The 17,844-nt window shown below is 65.4% G+C and carries 18 protein-coding genes; 5 read left to right on the plus strand and 13 right to left on the minus strand.

What is annotated here, in order from left to right:
- Nucleotides 1–67: 67 nt before the first annotated feature.
- Nucleotides 68–1,354 carry a tRNA uridine-5-carboxymethylaminomethyl(34) synthesis GTPase MnmE gene (gene mnmE / locus ACI6S0_RS18635; protein ID WP_434403908.1) on the minus strand — a complete coding sequence of 429 codons (1,287 nt, stop codon included), beginning with the start codon at nucleotides 1,352–1,354 and terminating at the stop codon, nucleotides 68–70.
- Nucleotides 1,355–1,612, minus strand: a complete 258-nt coding sequence (locus ACI6S0_RS18640; RefSeq protein WP_004209166.1) for a DUF6489 family protein — start codon at nucleotides 1,610–1,612, stop codon at nucleotides 1,355–1,357. It lies immediately after the preceding gene.
- Nucleotides 1,613–1,776: 164 nt separating this feature from the next.
- Between ACI6S0_RS18640 and ACI6S0_RS18645 the strand changes: the two genes are divergently transcribed.
- From ACI6S0_RS18645 to ACI6S0_RS18655, 3 genes are all read left to right on the plus strand, one after another.
- Nucleotides 1,777–2,478, plus strand: coding sequence for a dienelactone hydrolase family protein (locus ACI6S0_RS18645; RefSeq protein ID WP_434403909.1), 702 nt, complete (start codon nucleotides 1,777–1,779; stop codon nucleotides 2,476–2,478).
- Nucleotides 2,478–3,449, plus strand: a complete 972-nt coding sequence (locus ACI6S0_RS18650; RefSeq protein ID WP_434403911.1) for a quinone oxidoreductase family protein — start codon at nucleotides 2,478–2,480, stop codon at nucleotides 3,447–3,449. The genes ACI6S0_RS18645 and ACI6S0_RS18650 overlap by 1 nt, the downstream gene beginning before the upstream one ends.
- 148 nt (nucleotides 3,450–3,597) lie before the next feature.
- Nucleotides 3,598–4,620, plus strand: a complete 1,023-nt coding sequence (locus tag ACI6S0_RS18655; RefSeq protein ID WP_434403912.1) for a phytanoyl-CoA dioxygenase family protein — start codon at nucleotides 3,598–3,600, stop codon at nucleotides 4,618–4,620.
- Between the two features lie 39 nt (nucleotides 4,621–4,659).
- Here the strand turns inward: ACI6S0_RS18655 and ACI6S0_RS18660 are convergent, their stop codons facing one another.
- The gene (locus ACI6S0_RS18660; RefSeq protein WP_004209170.1) at nucleotides 4,660–5,379 is read right to left on the minus strand and encodes a YjbE family putative metal transport protein; all 720 of its coding nucleotides are present in this window, start codon (nucleotides 5,377–5,379) and stop codon (nucleotides 4,660–4,662) included.
- A 116-nt stretch (nucleotides 5,380–5,495) separates the two neighbouring features.
- Complete coding sequence (gene rho, locus ACI6S0_RS18665) at nucleotides 5,496–6,752, minus strand: transcription termination factor Rho (RefSeq protein ID WP_004209171.1); 1,257 nt, start codon at nucleotides 6,750–6,752, stop codon at nucleotides 5,496–5,498.
- 278 nt (nucleotides 6,753–7,030) lie between these two features.
- Here rho and ACI6S0_RS18670 point away from each other — a divergent pair, with 278 nt between their 5' ends.
- The gene (locus tag ACI6S0_RS18670; protein WP_017499460.1) at nucleotides 7,031–7,996 is read left to right on the plus strand and encodes a retroviral-like aspartic protease family protein; all 966 of its coding nucleotides are present in this window, start codon (nucleotides 7,031–7,033) and stop codon (nucleotides 7,994–7,996) included.
- 9 nt (nucleotides 7,997–8,005) lie between these two features.
- On the opposite strand, the gene ACI6S0_RS18675 is transcribed toward ACI6S0_RS18670, so the two are convergent.
- The 6 genes from ACI6S0_RS18675 to ACI6S0_RS18700 all read right to left on the minus strand — a co-directional run bounded on the left by ACI6S0_RS18675 (nucleotide 8,006) and on the right by ACI6S0_RS18700 (nucleotide 15,436).
- The gene (locus ACI6S0_RS18675; protein ID WP_159367659.1) at nucleotides 8,006–10,099 is read right to left on the minus strand and encodes a transglycosylase domain-containing protein; all 2,094 of its coding nucleotides are present in this window, start codon (nucleotides 10,097–10,099) and stop codon (nucleotides 8,006–8,008) included.
- 190 nt (nucleotides 10,100–10,289) lie between these two features.
- Nucleotides 10,290–10,694, minus strand: a complete 405-nt coding sequence (msrB, locus tag ACI6S0_RS18680; protein ID WP_004209174.1) for a peptide-methionine (R)-S-oxide reductase MsrB — start codon at nucleotides 10,692–10,694, stop codon at nucleotides 10,290–10,292.
- A gap of 43 nt (nucleotides 10,695–10,737) precedes the next feature.
- Complete coding sequence (holA, locus tag ACI6S0_RS18685) at nucleotides 10,738–11,766, minus strand: DNA polymerase III subunit delta (RefSeq protein ID WP_004209175.1); 1,029 nt, start codon at nucleotides 11,764–11,766, stop codon at nucleotides 10,738–10,740.
- Entirely contained in the window at nucleotides 11,763–12,308 is a 546-nt protein-coding gene (gene lptE / locus ACI6S0_RS18690; protein ID WP_099231167.1) for an LPS assembly lipoprotein LptE, read from the minus strand. The genes holA and lptE overlap by 4 nt, the downstream gene beginning before the upstream one ends.
- A 64-nt stretch (nucleotides 12,309–12,372) precedes the next feature.
- The gene (gene leuS / locus ACI6S0_RS18695) at nucleotides 12,373–14,886 is read right to left on the minus strand and encodes a leucine--tRNA ligase (RefSeq protein ID WP_434403914.1); all 2,514 of its coding nucleotides are present in this window, start codon (nucleotides 14,884–14,886) and stop codon (nucleotides 12,373–12,375) included.
- Nucleotides 14,887–14,989: 103 nt separating this feature from the next.
- Complete coding sequence (locus ACI6S0_RS18700; RefSeq protein ID WP_004209178.1) at nucleotides 14,990–15,436, minus strand: DUF3576 domain-containing protein; 447 nt, start codon at nucleotides 15,434–15,436, stop codon at nucleotides 14,990–14,992.
- A gap of 234 nt (nucleotides 15,437–15,670) precedes the next feature.
- On the opposite strand from ACI6S0_RS18700, the gene ACI6S0_RS18705 reads away from it, so the two are divergent.
- Nucleotides 15,671–16,399 carry a hypothetical protein gene (locus ACI6S0_RS18705; protein WP_004209179.1) on the plus strand — a complete coding sequence of 243 codons (729 nt, stop codon included), beginning with the start codon at nucleotides 15,671–15,673 and terminating at the stop codon, nucleotides 16,397–16,399.
- 61 nt (nucleotides 16,400–16,460) lie between these two features.
- Here the strand turns inward: ACI6S0_RS18705 and ACI6S0_RS18710 are convergent, their stop codons facing one another.
- From ACI6S0_RS18710 to ACI6S0_RS18720, 3 genes are all read right to left on the minus strand, one after another.
- Nucleotides 16,461–16,883: a putative quinol monooxygenase gene (locus tag ACI6S0_RS18710; RefSeq protein ID WP_434403915.1), complete on the minus strand. Its 423-nt coding sequence runs from the start codon at nucleotides 16,881–16,883 to the stop codon at nucleotides 16,461–16,463.
- Nucleotides 16,867–17,190 carry a carboxymuconolactone decarboxylase family protein gene (locus ACI6S0_RS18715; RefSeq protein WP_010335771.1) on the minus strand — a complete coding sequence of 108 codons (324 nt, stop codon included), beginning with the start codon at nucleotides 17,188–17,190 and terminating at the stop codon, nucleotides 16,867–16,869. Before ACI6S0_RS18715 ends, ACI6S0_RS18710 begins: the two co-directional genes overlap by 17 nt.
- Nucleotides 17,191–17,286: 96 nt before the next feature.
- A complete protein-coding gene (locus ACI6S0_RS18720; protein ID WP_434403916.1) occupies nucleotides 17,287–17,841 on the minus strand; it encodes a thiamine phosphate synthase in 555 nt (184 codons plus the stop codon).
- Nucleotides 17,842–17,844 lie beyond the last annotated feature (3 nt).

The following is a 17,844-nucleotide window of genomic DNA, read 5'->3' on the forward strand; positions in this document are numbered from 1 at the left end:
GGGCCTGCGGTCAAAAGCGTTCCACGTGGAACATCGTACTATCAGCCATCACACGCGGAAATTTCGCTTACTTCCCGATACAGAATCCCGAGAAGAGACGGTCGAGCATATCCTCGGTCCCCGCCTGCCCGGTCAGCGCATCGATCGTCCGCCGCCCCAGTCGCAATTCCTCCGCCAGCACCAGCAGGTCGCGGGCCGCGCCTGCGGCGAGCAGATGATCGTGCAGCTGGCGCACGCCCTCCCGCTGCCGCGCATGCAGGGCATAGTCGCCCTCGCCCGGCAGCAGCGTCGCCGCCCGATCGATCAGCATCGTCACAAGCGCGTCCACCCCCTCACCCGTCCGCGCCGACAGACGCAGGCCGGGCCGGTCGGAACCGTACAGCGCGACATCGCTCTGCGCCGCGATCAGCAGCGCATCCTCGCGCGGTGCCTCGTCCGGGTCGCCCAGCCACAGGATGATGTCCGCCGCCTCCAGCGCCGCCCGTGCGCGATCGATGCCGATCGCCTCGATCGCGTCGCCGGTCTCGTCGCGCAGCCCGGCCGTGTCGGTGAACAGGAAAGCGGTGCCGCCTATCGCGGCTGGCACCTCGATCCGGTCGCGGGTGGTGCCGGCAATGTCGGACACGATCGCCGCCTCGCGTCCCACCAGCCGGTTGAGCAAGGTCGACTTGCCGGCATTGGGCGGCCCAGCCAGCACCACCCGGATGCCATCGCGCAGCCGCTCGGCAGAAGGTGCGGATAACAGTGCGCCGACATCATCCGCCAGTGCCATCACCCCCTGCCCGATCCGCGCCTCGATATCAGCGTCTGGGACATCATCCTCGTCGGAGAAGTCGAGCGCCGCTTCGGCCATCGCAGACAGGTCGAGCAGCCGCATCCGCCAGCCGTCGATCCGCTGCGAAAAATGGCCCTCCATCATCGCCAGCGCCGCACGCCGCTGCTGCTGCGTCTCGGCCGCCAGAAGATCGGCCAATCCTTCGACCTCGTTCAGGTCCATGCGGCCATGGGCAAAGGCGCGGCGGGTGAATTCGCCCGGAGTTGCGCGGCGCAACTCTGGCATTGCCTCCAGTGCCGCTTCAACCGCTGCGATCACCGCACGACCGCCATGGCAATGCAGCTCGGCCATATCCTCGCCCGTCACCGTACGAGGCCCCGGCAACCACAAGAGCAGCGCCCGGTCGAGCGGCGTACCGTCGCGCGGATCGCTCAGCAGCGCCAGGCTCGCCATGCGGGGGGTGGGCAGTCGCCCGGCCAGTGCCTGCAACGCCGCGCCCGCCATCGGGCCACTGACGCGCACCACGCCGATCCCCGCCGGCGGCGCACCGCTCGACAGGGCGAAGATCGTCTCGCTCACTTAATCCTTCTTGTCGCCATTCTTGCCCGCCATGCCGGACAGGCCGATATCCATCATCTGCTTGAACAGCCGCACGCCCGCATCGCCCATCGGCGAGAAGCTCTTGAACAGCGTCTCCATCTGCTCGACGCTGCCGATGCCGTCCATGCTGTCCAGCATCGTCTTGATATATTTGTCGTGGATGGGGCTGACGTCCGGCAGGCCCAGAAAGGCGCGCGCCTCGGCCGGGGTGCAATCCACGTCGACGGTCACTTTCATCTGCTGCCCTTCCCTGTCGCGGTCATCCGCCTGTCGCTCCATCTCATGCCGCAAACAGGCCGGCGATGGCAAATTTTTTGGGCGCTACAGCGCGCTTGCACCCCTCGCCCAAGGCGCCAATATGCGCCTCGACCTAACAGACTCCCAAGGCGGAAGGATATCCCATGGCAGACTATATTCCGATCAAGACGCTGGAAGGCGACGGCCAGTTCGACGCCTATGTCGCCACGCCGGACAGCCCGGCCAAGGCCGCGATCATCGTCATCCAGGAGATTTTCGGCGTCAATGAGGGCATACGCCGCAAGTGCGACAGCTGGGCCCGCGCCGGCTATCTGGCGATCGCGCCCGACCTGTTCTGGCGCATCGATCCGCATATCGAGCTGGACGCTGACATCCCCGAACAGATGCAGCAGGCACTCGCCTATATCCCCCGCTTCAACCAGGATCAGGGCGTCCGCGATATCGAGGCGACCATCCGCGCCGCGCGCGCGATGCTGGAAGGCCCGGCCAAGGTCGGCGTCGTCGGCTATTGCCTGGGCGGCCGCGTCGCTTTCATGACCGCCTGCCGCACCGATGGCGATGCCTTTGTCGGCTATTATGGCGTGGGCATCGACGGGCTGCTGGGCGAACAACATGCCATCGGCAAGCCGACCATGCTGCATATCCCGACCAAAGACGGCTTCGTCCCTGCCGATGTGCAGGCCAAGATGCATGACGGGCTGAAGGACAACCGCCACGTCACCCTACATGATTATGAAGGGCTGGATCATGGCTTCGCCGCCGAGATGGGCGATCGCCGGGTCGAGGAAGCCGCCCAGCTGGCCGACCGTCGCACCGCCGACTTCTTCGCGCAGGCGCTCGCCTGATGCCGGGTGATGCATGGCGGATGATCGTCGGGGCCCATGGCGGGCCCGAGGCGATCGAGCGCGAGGATTTCGATCCGGGTATGCCCGGTGACGGCGAAGTGCTGATCGCGCAGGATGCGGTCGGCCTCAATTTCATCGACACCTATTATCGCACCGGCCTCTACCCCGCCCCCCTGCCCCTCACGCTGGGATCGGAAGGTGCGGGCCATGTCGTTGCGGTGGGTGCGGGCGTCAGTGGCATTGCCGTGGGCGACAAGGTCGGCTGCGCCGCCGGCCTGGGCGCCTATGCCACCCACCGCATCGTTCCGGCCGATCGCGTGGTGCGCATCCCCGATGCGGTCAGCACGCGCGATGCCGCCGCAATGATGCTCAAGGGCATGACCGCCTGTTATCTGGCCGAGGACATGATCGACCTGCTGCCCGGCGATGTGGCGCTGGTCCATGCCGCCGCCGGCGGTGTCGGATCGGTGCTGGTGCCCTGGCTGCGCGACAAGGGCGTGGTCGTGATCGCCCATAGCGGATCGCCCGAAAAGGCAGCCAGGGTCGATGCCGATCACAGCCTGTCCGGCCCGCTCGACGATCTGGCGGCACAAGTGCGCGACCTGACCAGTGGCAAGGGTGTCGCCGTTGCCTATGATGGCGTCGGCAAGGATAGCTGGGCCGCATCGCTCGCCAGCCTCCGCCGCCGTGGCCTGCTGGTCAGCTATGGCAATGCATCGGGCGCGGTGCCGCCGATCAGCCTGCTCGATCTCAGCCGCAACGGCTCGCTCTATGTCAGCCGCCCGACCCTGTTCGACTATGTCGCGACGGCGGAAGATCTGGCCAACACCGCCGAACGCCTGTTCGACCGGATGGCACGCGGGATCGTGTCAGCGCAGATCGGCCAGAGCTTCGCTCTCGCCGACGCTGCGGACGCCCATCGCGCACTGGAAGGGCGCCAGACGACCGGAAGCACCATCCTGATCCCCTAAGCCTCTGGCTGATCTACATAATCCTATCAGGGACGGCATTTTCACATGCCGTCCCTTTTTTTTGTGCAGGCGGTCTGGCTGCCCTTCCCTATTGATCGCCATTTGCAGTATCCGACAGGAGATGCATCCGTCCCGGAAGAACAAGAACATGCCCCGATTGGTCCAGTGGATCCTGTTGCCATGGTGGACCCTGCAGCTGGCGACTGGGGCCAAGTCCTTTCTCGACAATCCGCTGATCGGTTCGTCACGACTCAACGCGCTGGGCCTCCATGTCGGCCGCGTCCGGTTGGCCCAGCGGATGACCGCTCGACGTCGATCCAGGCTGGCGGCGGAACTCTCCCCCGCTGATCGCCATGCCTTTGATCGCGATGGCTTCATCGAGATCCGCGATTTCCTGCCGCCAGAGCAGTTTGCCGCGCTGCGCGAACAGATTGCCGCCTATCAGGCTGTTCCACGTGAAATGGCGCAGGGCCACACCATCACACGCCGCTTCGCACTGGATGGCATCGCACGGCGCGCCATGCCCGCTCTGGATGGCTTTATCCGGCAACCACGCTGGCGGGCACTGGCCCGGTACATCGCCAGCTTCGATATCGAACCTCTTCTCTATATCCAGTCGATCTTGACCCATAGGCTTGATGCGCCACCAGACCCGCAAATCCAGCTTCATGCCGATACCTTCTATCCGGCCATGAAGGCCTGGCTGTTCCTGGAAGACGTCCCGGTCGAAGGCGGCCCCTTCACCTATGTGCCCGGATCGCATCGGCTGACCCCCGCGCGCGCAGCGTGGGAGAAACAGCGCAGCCTGACAGCGCGTGATGGCGATTGCCGCCTGTCGGCGCGCGGGTCGCTGCGGATCGACGAAGCGGAACTGGCCGGTCTTGGCCTCCCCCCGCCGCGCCAGTTTCCGGTCCCTGCCAACACATTGGTGATCGCCGACACATTCGGCTTCCATGCGCGGGGCGAAGCGGCACAGCGTTCCACCCGCGTCGAACTCTGGGCCTATGGCCGGCGCAACCCCTTCCGCCCGCTGGTGGGGCTCGACATTTGGAGCCTGCCCGGCATCACCGAACGGCGCATCAACCTGCGCTGGGGGCTGCGCGATGCCGTGGCGCGCTGGATCGGCCACCCCTGGCGGCCCGCAGGCATGAAAAGGCCCGCCGACGACTGAGCGTGGGCGGGCCGATTGGGATAGTGTCGATCAGATCGATCAGAAGAGCGTCAATATGCCTACCGACCGGTCCATGATGCCGTCATAGATCATCGAGCAGGCAACATAGACGATCACCGCCAGGCCCAGATAGGCCAGCCAGCGGAAGCGCTCGATATATTTGGCGATGATGTTCGCCGCGATGCCCATCATCGCCACCGACAGGATCAGGCCGATGATCAGGATACCGGGATGCTCCCGCGCGGCACCGGCCACGGCCAGCACATTGTCCAGGCTCATGCTGACGTCGGCGATCGCCACCGACCAGGCGGCGGCGGCAAAGCTCTTGGCCGGGCGCACGCCCGATACATCATCGTCGCTCGGATCGTCAGGCGTATGCGCGCCGGCATTGGGCCGCAATTCGCGCCACATCTTCCAGCTGACCCATAGCAGCAGCAGGCCGCCCGCCAGGATCAGGCCGACAATCTGCATCAGCTGGCTGACCACCAGCGCGAAGCCGATGCGCAGCACCAGCGCAGCGATGATGCCGATCAGGATGACCTGCTGGCGCTGCTTGGGCGGCAGGCCAGCGGCCAGCGCGCCGACGACGATCGCATTGTCGCCCGCCAGCAGGATATCGATCATCAGCACCTGGCCAAAGGCGGCCAGGGCGCTGGGCGTCCCGATATTGCTGAAGTCGTTGACGATATGCTGCCAGATATCCGCCGGGGAACCGAGCCCCTGGGCGGCCGAAGCGGCGGTGGCGATAAGGTCGAGCATGACGGCCTAACGTCCCTGTATGTGAAAATGAAGAAAGCCGGACCATATACATGGCCCGGCTCTCACCGCAAAATATATGGCAGGGTGGCTGCACATCCGCGCAGCCGCCGCCGCGCTTACTGGTTCATGGTCGCGAAGAAATCCTCGTTGGTCTTGGAATCCTTCATCTTGTCGAGCAGGAATTCCATCGCGTCGACCGTGCCCATCTGCATGAGGATGCGGCGCAGCACCCACATCTTGCTGAGCGTCGGCTTCTCGACCAGCAGCTCTTCCTTGCGGGTGCCGGACTTGCCGACGTCCAGCGCCGGGAAGATGCGCTTGTCCGCAACCTTGCGGTCCAGCACGATTTCCGAGTTGCCGGTGCCCTTGAACTCTTCGAAGATGACTTCGTCCATGCGGCTGCCCGTGTCGATCAGCGCGGTCGCGATGATCGAGAGCGAGCCGCCCTCCTCGATGTTGCGCGCGGCGCCGAAGAAGCGCTTCGGGCGCTGCAGCGCGTTGGCGTCGACGCCGCCGGTCAGCACCTTGCCCGACGAGGGGACGACAGTGTTGTAGGCGCGGCCGAGGCGGGTGATCGAGTCGAGCAGGATAACGACATCCTTCTTGTGCTCGACCAGGCGCTTGGCCTTTTCGATCACCATTTCGGCGACCTGGACGTGGCGGGTGGCGGGCTCGTCGAAGGTCGAGGAAACGACCTCGCCCTTCACGCTGCGCTGCATGTCGGTGACTTCTTCCGGACGCTCGTCGATCAGCAGGACGATCAGGAAGACTTCGGGATGATTGTCGGTGATGGCCTTGGCGATGTTCTGCAGCATCACCGTCTTGCCGACGCGCGGCGGCGCGACGATCAGGGTCCGCTGGCCCTTGCCCTGCGGCGAAACGATGTCGATGACGCGGGCCGACTTGTCCTTGATGGTCGGGTCCAGCGTGTCGAGGCGCAGCTTCTGCTCGGGATAGAGCGGGGTCAGGTTGTCGAAATTGACGCGATGGCGGACAACGTCCGGATCATCGAAATTGACCGACAGCAGCTTGGTCAGGGCGAAATAGCGCTCGCCATCCTTGGGCGCGCGGATTTCGCCCTCGACCGTGTCGCCGGTGCGCAGGCCGAAGCGACGGACCTGGTTGGGCGAGACATAGATGTCGTCGGGGCCGGCCAGGAAATTCGCCTCCGGGCTGCGCAGGAAGCCGAAGCCGTCCGGCAGCACCTCGATCGTGCCCTCACCCATGATCTGCGCGCCATTTTCGGCCTCGGCCTTCAGGATGGCGAACATCAGATCCTGCTTGCGCAGGGTCGATGCGCCCTCGACGCCCAGTTCTTCCGCCATGGTGACGAGGTCGGCGGGAACTGTCTTCTTGAGGTCCTTGAGATGCATTGCGAGTCGGTCCGATGGAGTGAGGGATAGAATAGCCGGGTAAGAAAGGAGATTTTGCCCGGTCAATGTCTCGGGAAAGCCTCGCGCCGGACGGGCGAGGGGAATAGTCGGCGTTTAGCGAGCGCCCGGCCCTCAAGTCAAGCGAGGACATTTCCCTATTCCGCCTGAAATCATGGGCGATCCGGGGATTTTCGACAGGTGGTGCCCCATCTGCGGCGATGGACGACATATCCTGCCCCATGATATGATAAGACATAAAATATCGGAAGGATGAGGAAATGCGTTATTTCCGTGCCCTGATGGCGATCGCCACGGGCGCGCTCACCGCGCTGCCACTCGCAGCGCAGGACAGCCCCCCGCTCGATCCCGACATACCACCTACCGTCGTCCGCACCGGCCCCTCGCTCGACGACCGTGTCACCATTCCCATCAATATCGACGGCAAGGGGCCGTGGAACTTCGTGATCGACACCGGCTCGCAGCGCACAGTCATCGCCCGCGACCTGGCCGACCGGCTCGCCCTGCCCAATCGGCGGATCGTCACCATCCTCAGCATGACCGGCAAGGCGGAGGTGCCGACCGTCGCCGTGCCCCGACTCGGTTTCGGCGCGACCACGGTGGACGATATAGAGGCGCCGGTGCTGAATGGCGAGCATCTGGGCGCCGCCGGGCTGCTCGGCCTCGACAGCCTGCATGCCAAGCGGGTGCTGCTCAATTTTCGCACCGGCCGGATGGAAATCAGCGAAAGCCGCCGCCTGCCCCCGCGCGATCCCGATGCGATCATCGTCGAGGCGCGCCGGCGCAAGGGACAGCTGATCCTGCTCGATTCCGACGTCAACGGGATGAAGGTGAACATCATCCTGGATACCGGCGCCAATTTCAGCGTCGGCAATCTGGCGCTGCGCGACAAGCTGGTGCGCAAGAAGCGCGCGCCCGCACTGCTGCAGGCGAGCCTCATCAGCGTGACCGGCGACACGCTGACCGGTGATGTCGGGCGACTGGATTTCGTGCGCATGGGCCGGGTCAAGCTGACCGGCGTGCCGGTGCTGTTTGCCGAGGCCAGCCCCTTTGCCGAGCTGGGTTTGGCCGACAAGCCGGCGCTGATGCTGGGGATGAACGCGCTGCGGCTGTTCGACCGGGTGGCGATCGACTTCGGCCGGGGCAAGGTCGATTTCCTGCTACCCGATACCGGTGCGCTCGATCCGGTCCGGCTGGCCGCCTCAGCGCCCCGTCAGGGACGCTGAGGCACCGGATCAGGGATTGTCGGGTCGCTGCTGCTGGGCCGGCTGGCGCTGGCGCGGCGTGCGCCCCAGCACATTGTCGATCCATTGCTGGTCCAGGCGCGGCGGCGCCGGACGATCGGCCGGATCGGGCTGGGCCATATCCTCGCCATCCTCCGCCTCGCTGCCGGCCGGCCGGGCACGGTCGATCGGCAGGCCATTTTCATCGACCATCATGCCGCCTTCCATGCCGTTGTCCGGCTGGCCGTAATAGGCCTCCTCGTCCGGCTCCAGCTGCCATTCGGGCAGGGTGACCTGGGTCTCGAACTGCTCCACCGGCCGCTTGGCGACGGCGACCTTCATATAATCGGCGAAGGCGTGGGCCGGCGCGCGACCGCCATAGAGTGAAGGCACCGCCTTGGCGTCATCGCGGCCGACCCAGACGCCGGTGGTGATGCCGCTGGAAAAGCCCAGGAACCAGCCATCCTTGCCGCTGTTGGTGGTGCCGGTCTTGCCCGCGACCGGGCGACCGATCTGCGCCGCCCTGCCGGTGCCGGTGCTGACCGCCGTCTGCATCAGGTCGGTCATGCCCGCCGCGACCCAGGGCGCCACCAGCACGCGGCTGGTGTCATCCTGATGCTGGTAGAGCATCCGTCCATCGGCGGTCGTCACCTTGGTGATGCCATAGGGGGTGACCGCCACGCCCTTGCGCGCGATCGAGGCGAAGGCGCGGGTCATGTCGATCAGCCGCACGTCCGACGTGCCCAGCACCATCGAGGGGTGGGTGTTGATCGGCGTGGTGATGCCGAAGCGGCGCGCCATGTCGGCGACAGTCGGGAAGCCGACCTCCACGCCCAGCTTCGCCGCGACCGTGTTGATCGAATAGGCAAAGGCCGTGCGGATATCGATCGCGCCGGCAAAGCGGCCATTGCTGTTGCGCGGGCTCCAGCCATTGATCGTCACCGGCTCGTCGGTAACGCCGGTATCGGGCGTATAGCCTGCCTCCAGCGCCGCCATGTATACGAAGATCTTCCAGGCCGAACCGGGCTGACGCACGGCGGTCGTCGCGCGGTTGTAGTTGGACGTCACATAGTCGAGCCCGCCGACCATGGCGCGCACCGCGCCATCGCGATCCAGGCTGACCAGCGCGCCCTGCATGCCGTTCGACACATTTGCCTTCACCGCAGCGGTCGCGGCATTCTGCATGCCAAGGTCGATGGTCGTATAGACTTCCAGCGGCTCATTGGGCTCGTCGATCAGCGTGTCGAGCTGCGGCAGCGCCCAGTCGGTGAAATAGCGCACGCTGTTCTGCGGCGGCTCGGGCGCCATGCGCACGCCGTCCAGATTGGCATTGGCATGATCGGTTGCGCTGATCTTGCCATTTTCCTGCATCAGGTCGAGCACCACGCCGGCGCGGCCGATCGCGGCCTCGGCATCGGCGGTGGGGGAATAGCTGGACGGCGCCTTCACCAGGCCGGCGATGATCGCCGCCTCGGGCAGGTCCAGGCTCTGCGCGGGATGGCCGAAGAATTTGCGGCTGGCAGCATCGATGCCATAGGCCCCGCCGCCGAAATAAACCTTGTTGAGATAGAGTTCCAGGATCTGCTGCTTGGAGAATTTGCGCTCCAGCGCCATCGCCAGCACCATCTCGCGGACCTTGCGGCCCCAGCTATAGCTGTTGTTGAGGAAGATGTTGCGCGCGACCTGCTGGGTGATGGTCGACGCCCCCTGCCAGCGCCGGCCGCTGCCCCGCCGTTCCAGCGCGACCCAGGCCGCGCGTGCCATGCCGACCGGGTCGACGCCGGGGTGCATGTAGAAACGGCGATCCTCGGTCGACACCATCGCATCAACCATGACCGAGGGGATCTGGTCATAGCTCAGCCAGCGGCCGAAGCTCGGCCCCAGGGAGACGATGACCGATCCGTCCGCCGCATGGACGCGGATCATCTGGCCATTGGGGGAGGATTTGAGGCTGTTATAGTCAGGCAGCGACTGCATCGCGATGAACACGGCCACGCCGATCGCGACCAGACCGGCAAAGGCGCCGACCAGACCGATCTTGAGCCCGCGCACCAGCCATTTCTTCGCCTTGCCCGGCGCCTTCTTGCTCTTGTCAGATCGTGCCATTTGCCGCCCCGGATACGCGCTATTACCGGCCCGGACCAGCGCAAATCAGGGCGCTCGTCCGGAAAACTCCCCGGTCTGTAAGGATGATGCGGCTTTACCCGCGATGAATATTATCGGTGGAGGTCCGAACAAGCCGGGGCGGGCAGGACATACTGCCCCCGCTCCGCAGCGGTCCGTCCCTCTGTCGTTCTTATTCCGCGTCGTCGCGCGACTTGAAATCCAGCGACGCGCTGTTCATGCAGTAACGCAGGCCGTTGACGCCGGGGCCGTCAGGGAAGACATGGCCCAGATGGCCCTCGCAGGTGGCACAGCGCACCTCGGTGCGGATCATGCCATGGCTGGCGTCGCGAATTTCCTCGACCGCGTCGATATCGACCGGCGCGGTGAAGCTGGGCCAGCCCGACCCGCTGTCATATTTTTCCTCGGCATCGAACAGCTCGGCGCCGCAACCGGCGCAATAATAGACGCCGTCAGCCTTGTTGCTGTTATATTTGCCGGTGAAGGCCCGTTCGGTGCCCGCTTCGCGCAGCACATGATATTGTTCGGGGGAAAGGCGCGCACGCCATTCGGCTTCGCTCAGGTCCAGCTTTTCCATGGCCGCAATATGGCGTCCGCCGAAGCCCTTATCAAGTCCGCGATCAGGCCCGCTCGCGCGCCGCCTGTCGGGCGATCGCCAGCAGTTCATGCCGCACCAGCAGGTCGCCCAGCCCCTTGCCGCCGCGGCTGGAGCGTTCGGCCTGGGCCAGACGCTGGATGACGCGGGCGATGCCGGTCGCGTCCCACAGCCGCACCTGGCGGGTGACAAGCCCCTTCTCCTTCCAGAAGACCGCCTTGCCGGCCGATTCCACCGCCGCCTCCAGCCGCCCGCTGCTGTCGAAATCCGCGCGGATATTGGCGATCAGCATGGCGCGGGTCAGCAGCGGCCGGATTACCGACGCCATGGCCGCGCCGATCTCCGCCAGATTGTTGAGTTCCTTGTGCATCGCCCTGAGGTCGCCGCCCAGCACCGCATTGACCAGCGGCGCGGCATCGGAATCGGGATTGTCGGCCGACAGCGCGTCCAGCGCCTCCGCCGTCGCCTCGCGCGGCTGTTCCGGCGCGGCGTCGAGATAGAGGACCAGCTTCTCGATCTCGATTCCCATCAGCGCCCGGTCGCCATTGGCCAGGTCGACGATGCGGCGCGCCAGTTCCTGCGGCAGGCGCAGGCCGTTCTCGCGCGCGGTCGCCATCGCGATCTGCTCCGCCTCGCGGGCATCGGGCTGATAGGAGATGAAGGCCATGCAGCCCTTATGGTCGAGCGCCAGCTTGACCAGCTTCGACGTCGCCTTGAGCGCACCGGCGATCGCGATCACCGGATTGCCCGCCGCCTCCGCCTCCAGCAACGCCGTCACCGCCGGCAGCGATTCATCGCCCATGCCGTTGATCCGCACCCAGCGCTTGTCGCCGAACATGGAGAAGGACGCAGCCTCGTCGGCCAGCCGTGCCGGATCCTCGCGCAGCGTGGCCACGTCCAGGTCGACCCGCTCGGCCCCCGGCCCCATCGCCCGCTCCAGCCGCCTGGCGAGCGCGGTGCTGCCTGCCTCGTCAGGACCATAGAGCAGGAAGAAGCGGATATCCGACGGCGGCGCGTCGAGCGCCTTTTCTATCTGGCCGCGATTGGCTTTCACTGGCCGGTCGACGCCGCCGACGACGGGGCCGGCGATGGCGCCGCCTGGGCGCCTTCCTTGCGCGTCGCATACAGCGCCAGACGGGTGACGATCTGGTCGGCGACGATCTCCGACAGCCGCTCCAGCGCGGTGTCTTCGGCCGCGATCGTCGCATATTCGCTCGACGTCGCGTTGATGCCGGCGTCCGACCCGGCGCTGTCGTCCAGCACCTGCGCGCCGGTCGCTTCATCGATCAGCTGATAGCGCGCCCGCAGCGTGCGCCGCTCACGGGTGATGGCCGCGTCGGACCGCAGACCGAAACCGCTAATCTGGTCGTCCAGCTTCACCACCAGCTTGTAGCTGGGGCCGGAACCATTGCTGATCGCGCCAAGCCGGTCGTTGAGCGCGTTGCGCATCAGCCAGCCGCCCTTGCCCGCAATATCCTGCACCTCGACATGGCCCAGCCCCTGCGCCACCGCGCCATGGCTGCCGCCACCATAGACCGGGCGCAGCCCGCAGGCGGTAAGAAGAGTGAGGGCGACGAGGGGAAGGATGCGCTTCATGGGCATGATCCTTATCCCGTCACCCCGCCCTTGTCGAACCAAAGGTCGGGGTGACGGGCACAGGTCAGATGACCAGATTGACCAGACGATCGGGCACCACGATCACCTTCTTGGGGGTGGCGCCATCCAGCGTGCGAACGACGTTCGGCGCGGCCAGTGCCAGCTTTTCCAGTTCATCCTTGGGCGTGCCCTTGGGCACGGTGATGGTGTCGCGCAGCTTGCCCATCACCTGGCAGGCGATGGTCACTTCATCCTCGACCAGCAGTGCCGGATCGACCGCCGGCCAGGCGGCTTCGGCGATCAGGCCCGGCTGCGCCATCTCGGCCCAGCCCTCTTCGGCCAGATGCGGGGTCATCGGCGCCACCAGCAGCGCCAGCGCGCGGATCGCCGCGGTGCGGCTGGCCGACGGCTTGGCCTTCTCGATCGCGTTCACCAGCTCATAGATCTTGGCGACGGCCTTGTTGAAGCCCAGCGCCTCGATATCCTTGGCGACGCCGTCGATCGTCTGGTGCAGCTTGCGGTCGAGCGCCTTGTCCTGACCTTCCGCCGCCGCATCGGCTTCGCCGAACAGGCGCCAGACGCGGTTGACGAAGCGCCAGCTGCCCTCGATGCCGGCCTCGGTCCAGGGCAGGTCGCGCTCGGGCGGGCTATCCGACAGCATGAACCAGCGTACGGCGTCGGCGCCGTACTGCTCGATGATGTCATCGGGATCGACGACATTCTTCTTCGACTTGGACATCTTCTCGACGCGGCCGACCGTGACCGGCGCGCCGCTCTCGATATGGATATAGTCGTCGCCCGACTTCTTGATTTCCTGCGGCGACAGCCAGCTGCCATCGCCAGCCTTGTAGGTCTCGTGCGTCACCATGCCCTGGGTGAACAGGCCGGTGAAGGGCTCGGCAAAGCCGAGCTGGCCCATATGCTGCAGCGCACGGGTCCAGAAACGGGCATAGAGAAGATGCAGGATCGCATGTTCCACGCCGCCAATATACTGGCCGACCGGCAACCACTGCTCGACGGTCGCACGATCGAACGGCTTGTCGTCGGGCTGGCTGGCAAAGCGGATGAAATACCAGCTCGAATCCGCGAAGGTGTCGAGCGTGTCGGTCTCGCGCCGCGCTGCCTTGCCGCAGGACGGGCAATCGACATGCTTCCAGCTCGGGTGACGATCCAGCGGATTGCCGGGAATGTCGAAGGTCACATCCTCGGGCAGCTTCACCGGCAGCTGGTCCTTGGGCACGCCCACCACGCCGCAATCATCGCAATGGATGACCGGGATCGGGGTGCCCCAATAACGCTGGCGCGACACGCCCCAGTCGCGCAGGCGGAACACGGTCTTGCCCGCGCCCCAGCCTTCACCCTCGGCGCGCGCGATGACGGCGGCCTTGGCGGCTTCGACCGCCATGCCGTCCAGGAAGCGCGAATTCACCAGATGGCCGGGGCCGGTATAGGCCTCGTCATGGATCGGCTTGTCGGCTTCGCCATCCAATGCGACGACGCGCTCGACCGGCAGCATATATTTGCGCGCGAAGTCGAGGTCGCGCTGGTCATGTGCGGGCACACCCATGACGGCCCCGGTGCCATAGTCCATCAGCACGAAATTGGCGATGAAGACGGGCAGGTGCCATTCCGGATCGAACGGATGCGCGACCGTCAGGCCGGTGTCGAAGCCCAGCTTCTCCGCCGTTTCCAACTCGGCGGCGGTGGTGCCGCCTTCCTTGCACTTCTCGATGAAGGCAACGGCATCGGGGTTGTTCGCGGCGACGGCCTGCGCGACCGGATGGTCGGCCGCGATCGCGACGAAACTGGCGCCGAAGATGGTGTCGGGGCGGGTCGAATAGACCTCGATCTCGCTGTCGAACGGCGCGACCGGCTTGAAGCTGAACTGCAGGCCGACCGACTTGCCGATCCAGTTTTCCTGCATCAGGCGCACCTTGTCGGGCCACTGGTCGAGCGTCTGGAGGCCCTCCAGCAGATCGTCGGCAAACTGGGTGATCTTGAGGAACCACTGGTTGAGCTTGCGCTTCTCGACCAGCGCGCCCGAGCGCCAGCCGCGCCCGTCGATCACCTGCTCGTTCGCCAGCACGGTCATGTCGACCGGATCCCAGTTGACCTGGCTTTCCTTGCGATAGACCAGGCCTGATTCCAGCATGTCCAGGAACAGCGCCTGTTCATGGCCATAATAATCCGGCTCGCAGGTGGCGAGTTCGCGGCTCCAGTCGATCGCGAAGCCCAGCTTCTTCAACTGCGCGCGCATATTGGCGATGTTGGACCGGGTCCATTCGCCCGGATGCACCTTCTTTTCCATCGCCGCATTTTCGGCCGGCATGCCGAACGCGTCCCAGCCCATCGGATGCAGCACTTCATGGCCGGTCATCCGGCGGAAGCGCGCCAGCACGTCGCCCATCGAGTAGTTGCGGACATGACCGATATGGATGCGCCCCGACGGATAGGGGAACATCTCCAGCACGTAGCTGCGCGGCTTCGTCGAGGCATCGTCCGCCTTGAAGCTCTGCTTCTCGTCCCAGACGGCCTGCCAGCGGGCGTCGGCCTCCAGCGGGTTGAAGCGCCTTTGCATGTCATGTCCTTACAAATGCAAGCGGGCTGGGCTCTGTGAAAGCCCAGCCCCGATGGTTTGAAAACAGGGCGTTACCGTATCGGTCGCGCCCGAAAGGGGTGGTTCAGCCGATCGCCATGCGGCGCAGGTCGCGCGCCTTGGTCAGGATGATCTCTTCCAGCTTCTGCACCGTCGCGGCCTGCACCGGAGCATCGACCCACTGGCCATTCTGGTTGACCTGGCGGCTGGCGGCCACGCGCAGCGCGTCGGCCCGCAGATCCTGATCCAGGATCGACACGGTGACCTTCATCCGTTCACTCGGCGTGTTGGGATTGGTATACCAGTCGGTGACGATGACGCCGCCGTTGGAATCGGTCTGCACCATCGGCATGAAGGACAGCGTGTCCAGGCTGGCGCGCCACAGATAGGCGTTGACGCCGATGGTGGTGACCTTCGACGCGGCCAGATCGGCCTTGGGCCGTTCCTTCGCGCCGCCCCCGCATGCGGCGAGCGGCAGGAGCGCAGCCAGCAGAAGACCGGAGGAAAGGGTAACGGGAAGGCGACGGACCATCAGGCATGTCCTAGCTTGAAAAAGACGAAAAACGCCCCGCTTCTATAGTCGACGCGCGCCATTGGGCAAGGGGGCGCGCGGGTCCGACACGCCACGGATCGTCGCAACCCGTCCTCGGAGTCTGTGTGCTCTGTGCAACAGCTCAGACAAAAAGCGGATAGCGCCTCTGGTCAATGGCGCTTTTTGGTGTCTAATGCGTCTTGAAAAATAACCGGTGGGGAAGAGATTCGAATCATGCGCGTGAAACGGGGACATTTGGCATTGGCAGGCTCGGCAATCGCCGTCGCTGGCTTCATGCTGTCGCCCGCTTTTGGCGCCGCAACCGATCTCGTCCGCATGCGTGAGGAAGCCCCCGTGTCGCTCGGCGCGCTGGGCAGCATTTCCTCCTTCACCCCCACGACCAAGGATTCGCGTCTGGCTGCGGCCTATGCGAAGATTGCCGCCTCGGCCGGTCGCCAGAATTTCCGCTTCACGCCGACCAGCGGTTCGCTCAGCGGCCAGCGCTCGATCACTGTCATGGTCCGCGCCAGCGACGTCGATCGCGTCGCCGCCAACCGCTCGGTGGTGCCGGTCAACATCGCGCCCGTCAGCTTCAGCCTGAACGGCGAGCATGGCTGGCGCAAGTTCGCCCTGCCGGAAAATACCGGCCGCAAGGCGCTGGATCCGGTGCCTGTCGAAACCATGGTCGATGCGAAGAATTTCTCGCTGGATGATGGCAAGAAGGATCGCTTCAGCACCAAGGTGCTGCTGGAAAGCCGTCGCGAGCCGACGGCGACCGTCCGCAACCCGAGTGCTGACAAGGATTATTCGCTGGATCTGGCCAGCTCCTATTCGCTGACCCGCAACCTGAACGTGACGGCGGGCATCCGCTACAACAACAGCGTTGCCGGCCGCCTGACCCCGATGACCGACGAACGCCAGGACAACCAGGCCGTCTATCTGGGCACCATCTTCAAATTCTGATCGCCTGAAAAGGCAGGGATGAACATGATCGGCGTCGCCTGATGCCGATCGCTCCATCGCGTCAGCAGTAACTGCCGCCACCCTTGGCGCAGAGCATGACCGGCTCCGTCTCGATCAGGCGCAATGACTGCACCATGTCGGCAGTGCCCTGCTTATATTTCAGGAAATGCGGTGTCTTGAGATGCGCCTGATAGGCCGCGTCGCTGGCATAGACTTCCAGCAGGCGGATGCTCGCCGGCTTTCCGGCGATCGCCACCGCCGACAGTGACAGCACGCCCGGCTCCTGCGCCACCGATGCGGCAATCTCCTCACGCAGATAGGCCTTATAATCCTCGATTTGCGCCGGATCGATCTCCAACTCCGCGATCCGCACGATCGGCTTGTCCGGCGCGGCCTGCGCCTTGACCTGTCGCCCGGCCCCGACGCCCAGCATGAAGGCGGCCAGCGTCAATGCGCCCATCGCTGCCTTAATCCTGCGCATCATCGAACAGCTTGCGGGCGATCCCCAGTGCGGTCATCGCCGGCGGCCAACCGGCATAGAAGGCCAGATGAGTGATGGTCGCGATGATCTCCGCGCGCGTCAGCCCATTGTCGAGCGCCCGCTGCAGGTGAAAGGGCAGCTCATTGCCGCGATAGAGCGAGATGAGGCTGGTGATGGTGATGAGGCTGCGGTCGCGCGGCGACAGTGCCGGATCGGCCCAGACTTCGCCGAACAGGGTCTTGTCAGTCATTTCCGCCAGATGAGGCGCCAGATCGCCAAAGGATCGGCGCGCGTCGGTGGGTTCGGTCATGTCGGGTCTCCGCAAAATGGACGGCGTCCCCCCAGCCTAGCCGACTTATCCACAGGCTATTAGGCCCGCATCCGCGCTAGGCCCCATGACCCGGATTCATATATGGTCGGCCAGTCCATCAATCGCCGCCCAGCCCGCCGCGCCGATTCCACGCAGCATATGGCGGTGCTTTACCCTGACCCCGCCCAGCGCGATCACGGGGACTTTCGCCTGCCGCGCAAGCACCGCAAAGCCGATCCGTCCCAGCGCCGCGGCACCAGGATGCGACCGAGTCGGGAACAGCGGCGAGAGGAAGACCATATCCGCCCGCGCGGCCGCCTGAAGCTCCCGCCGATCATGCGCCGCCTGGCTGTGGATAAGTCTGTGGAAATTTTTCGGCCCGTCCCGCCCATGCCAGCCATCCGCGCGCCAGGCGGCGGCCGTTCGCGCGTCCCCCGCCAGCATCAGCACCAGCCGCCGTCGCCGCGCGATCGCCCGCAATGCCTCGAACAGCGCGCGCCGTTTCACCGCTTCGGTGCGATAATGGCGAAAGACGATTCCCGCGCGCCCGCGTGGCAGACGCGCCGCCGCCGCCAGCAATGACGCATCCTCCACCCGCTCATCGGTCATCAGCCAGAGGCCGGGCAGCTTTTTGCGGTGGCGGGCGTGCATGGC

Source organism: Sphingobium sp. DN12, from assembly GCF_051058005.1.
Lineage (GTDB): Bacteria > Pseudomonadota > Alphaproteobacteria > Sphingomonadales > Sphingomonadaceae > Sphingobium > Sphingobium yanoikuyae.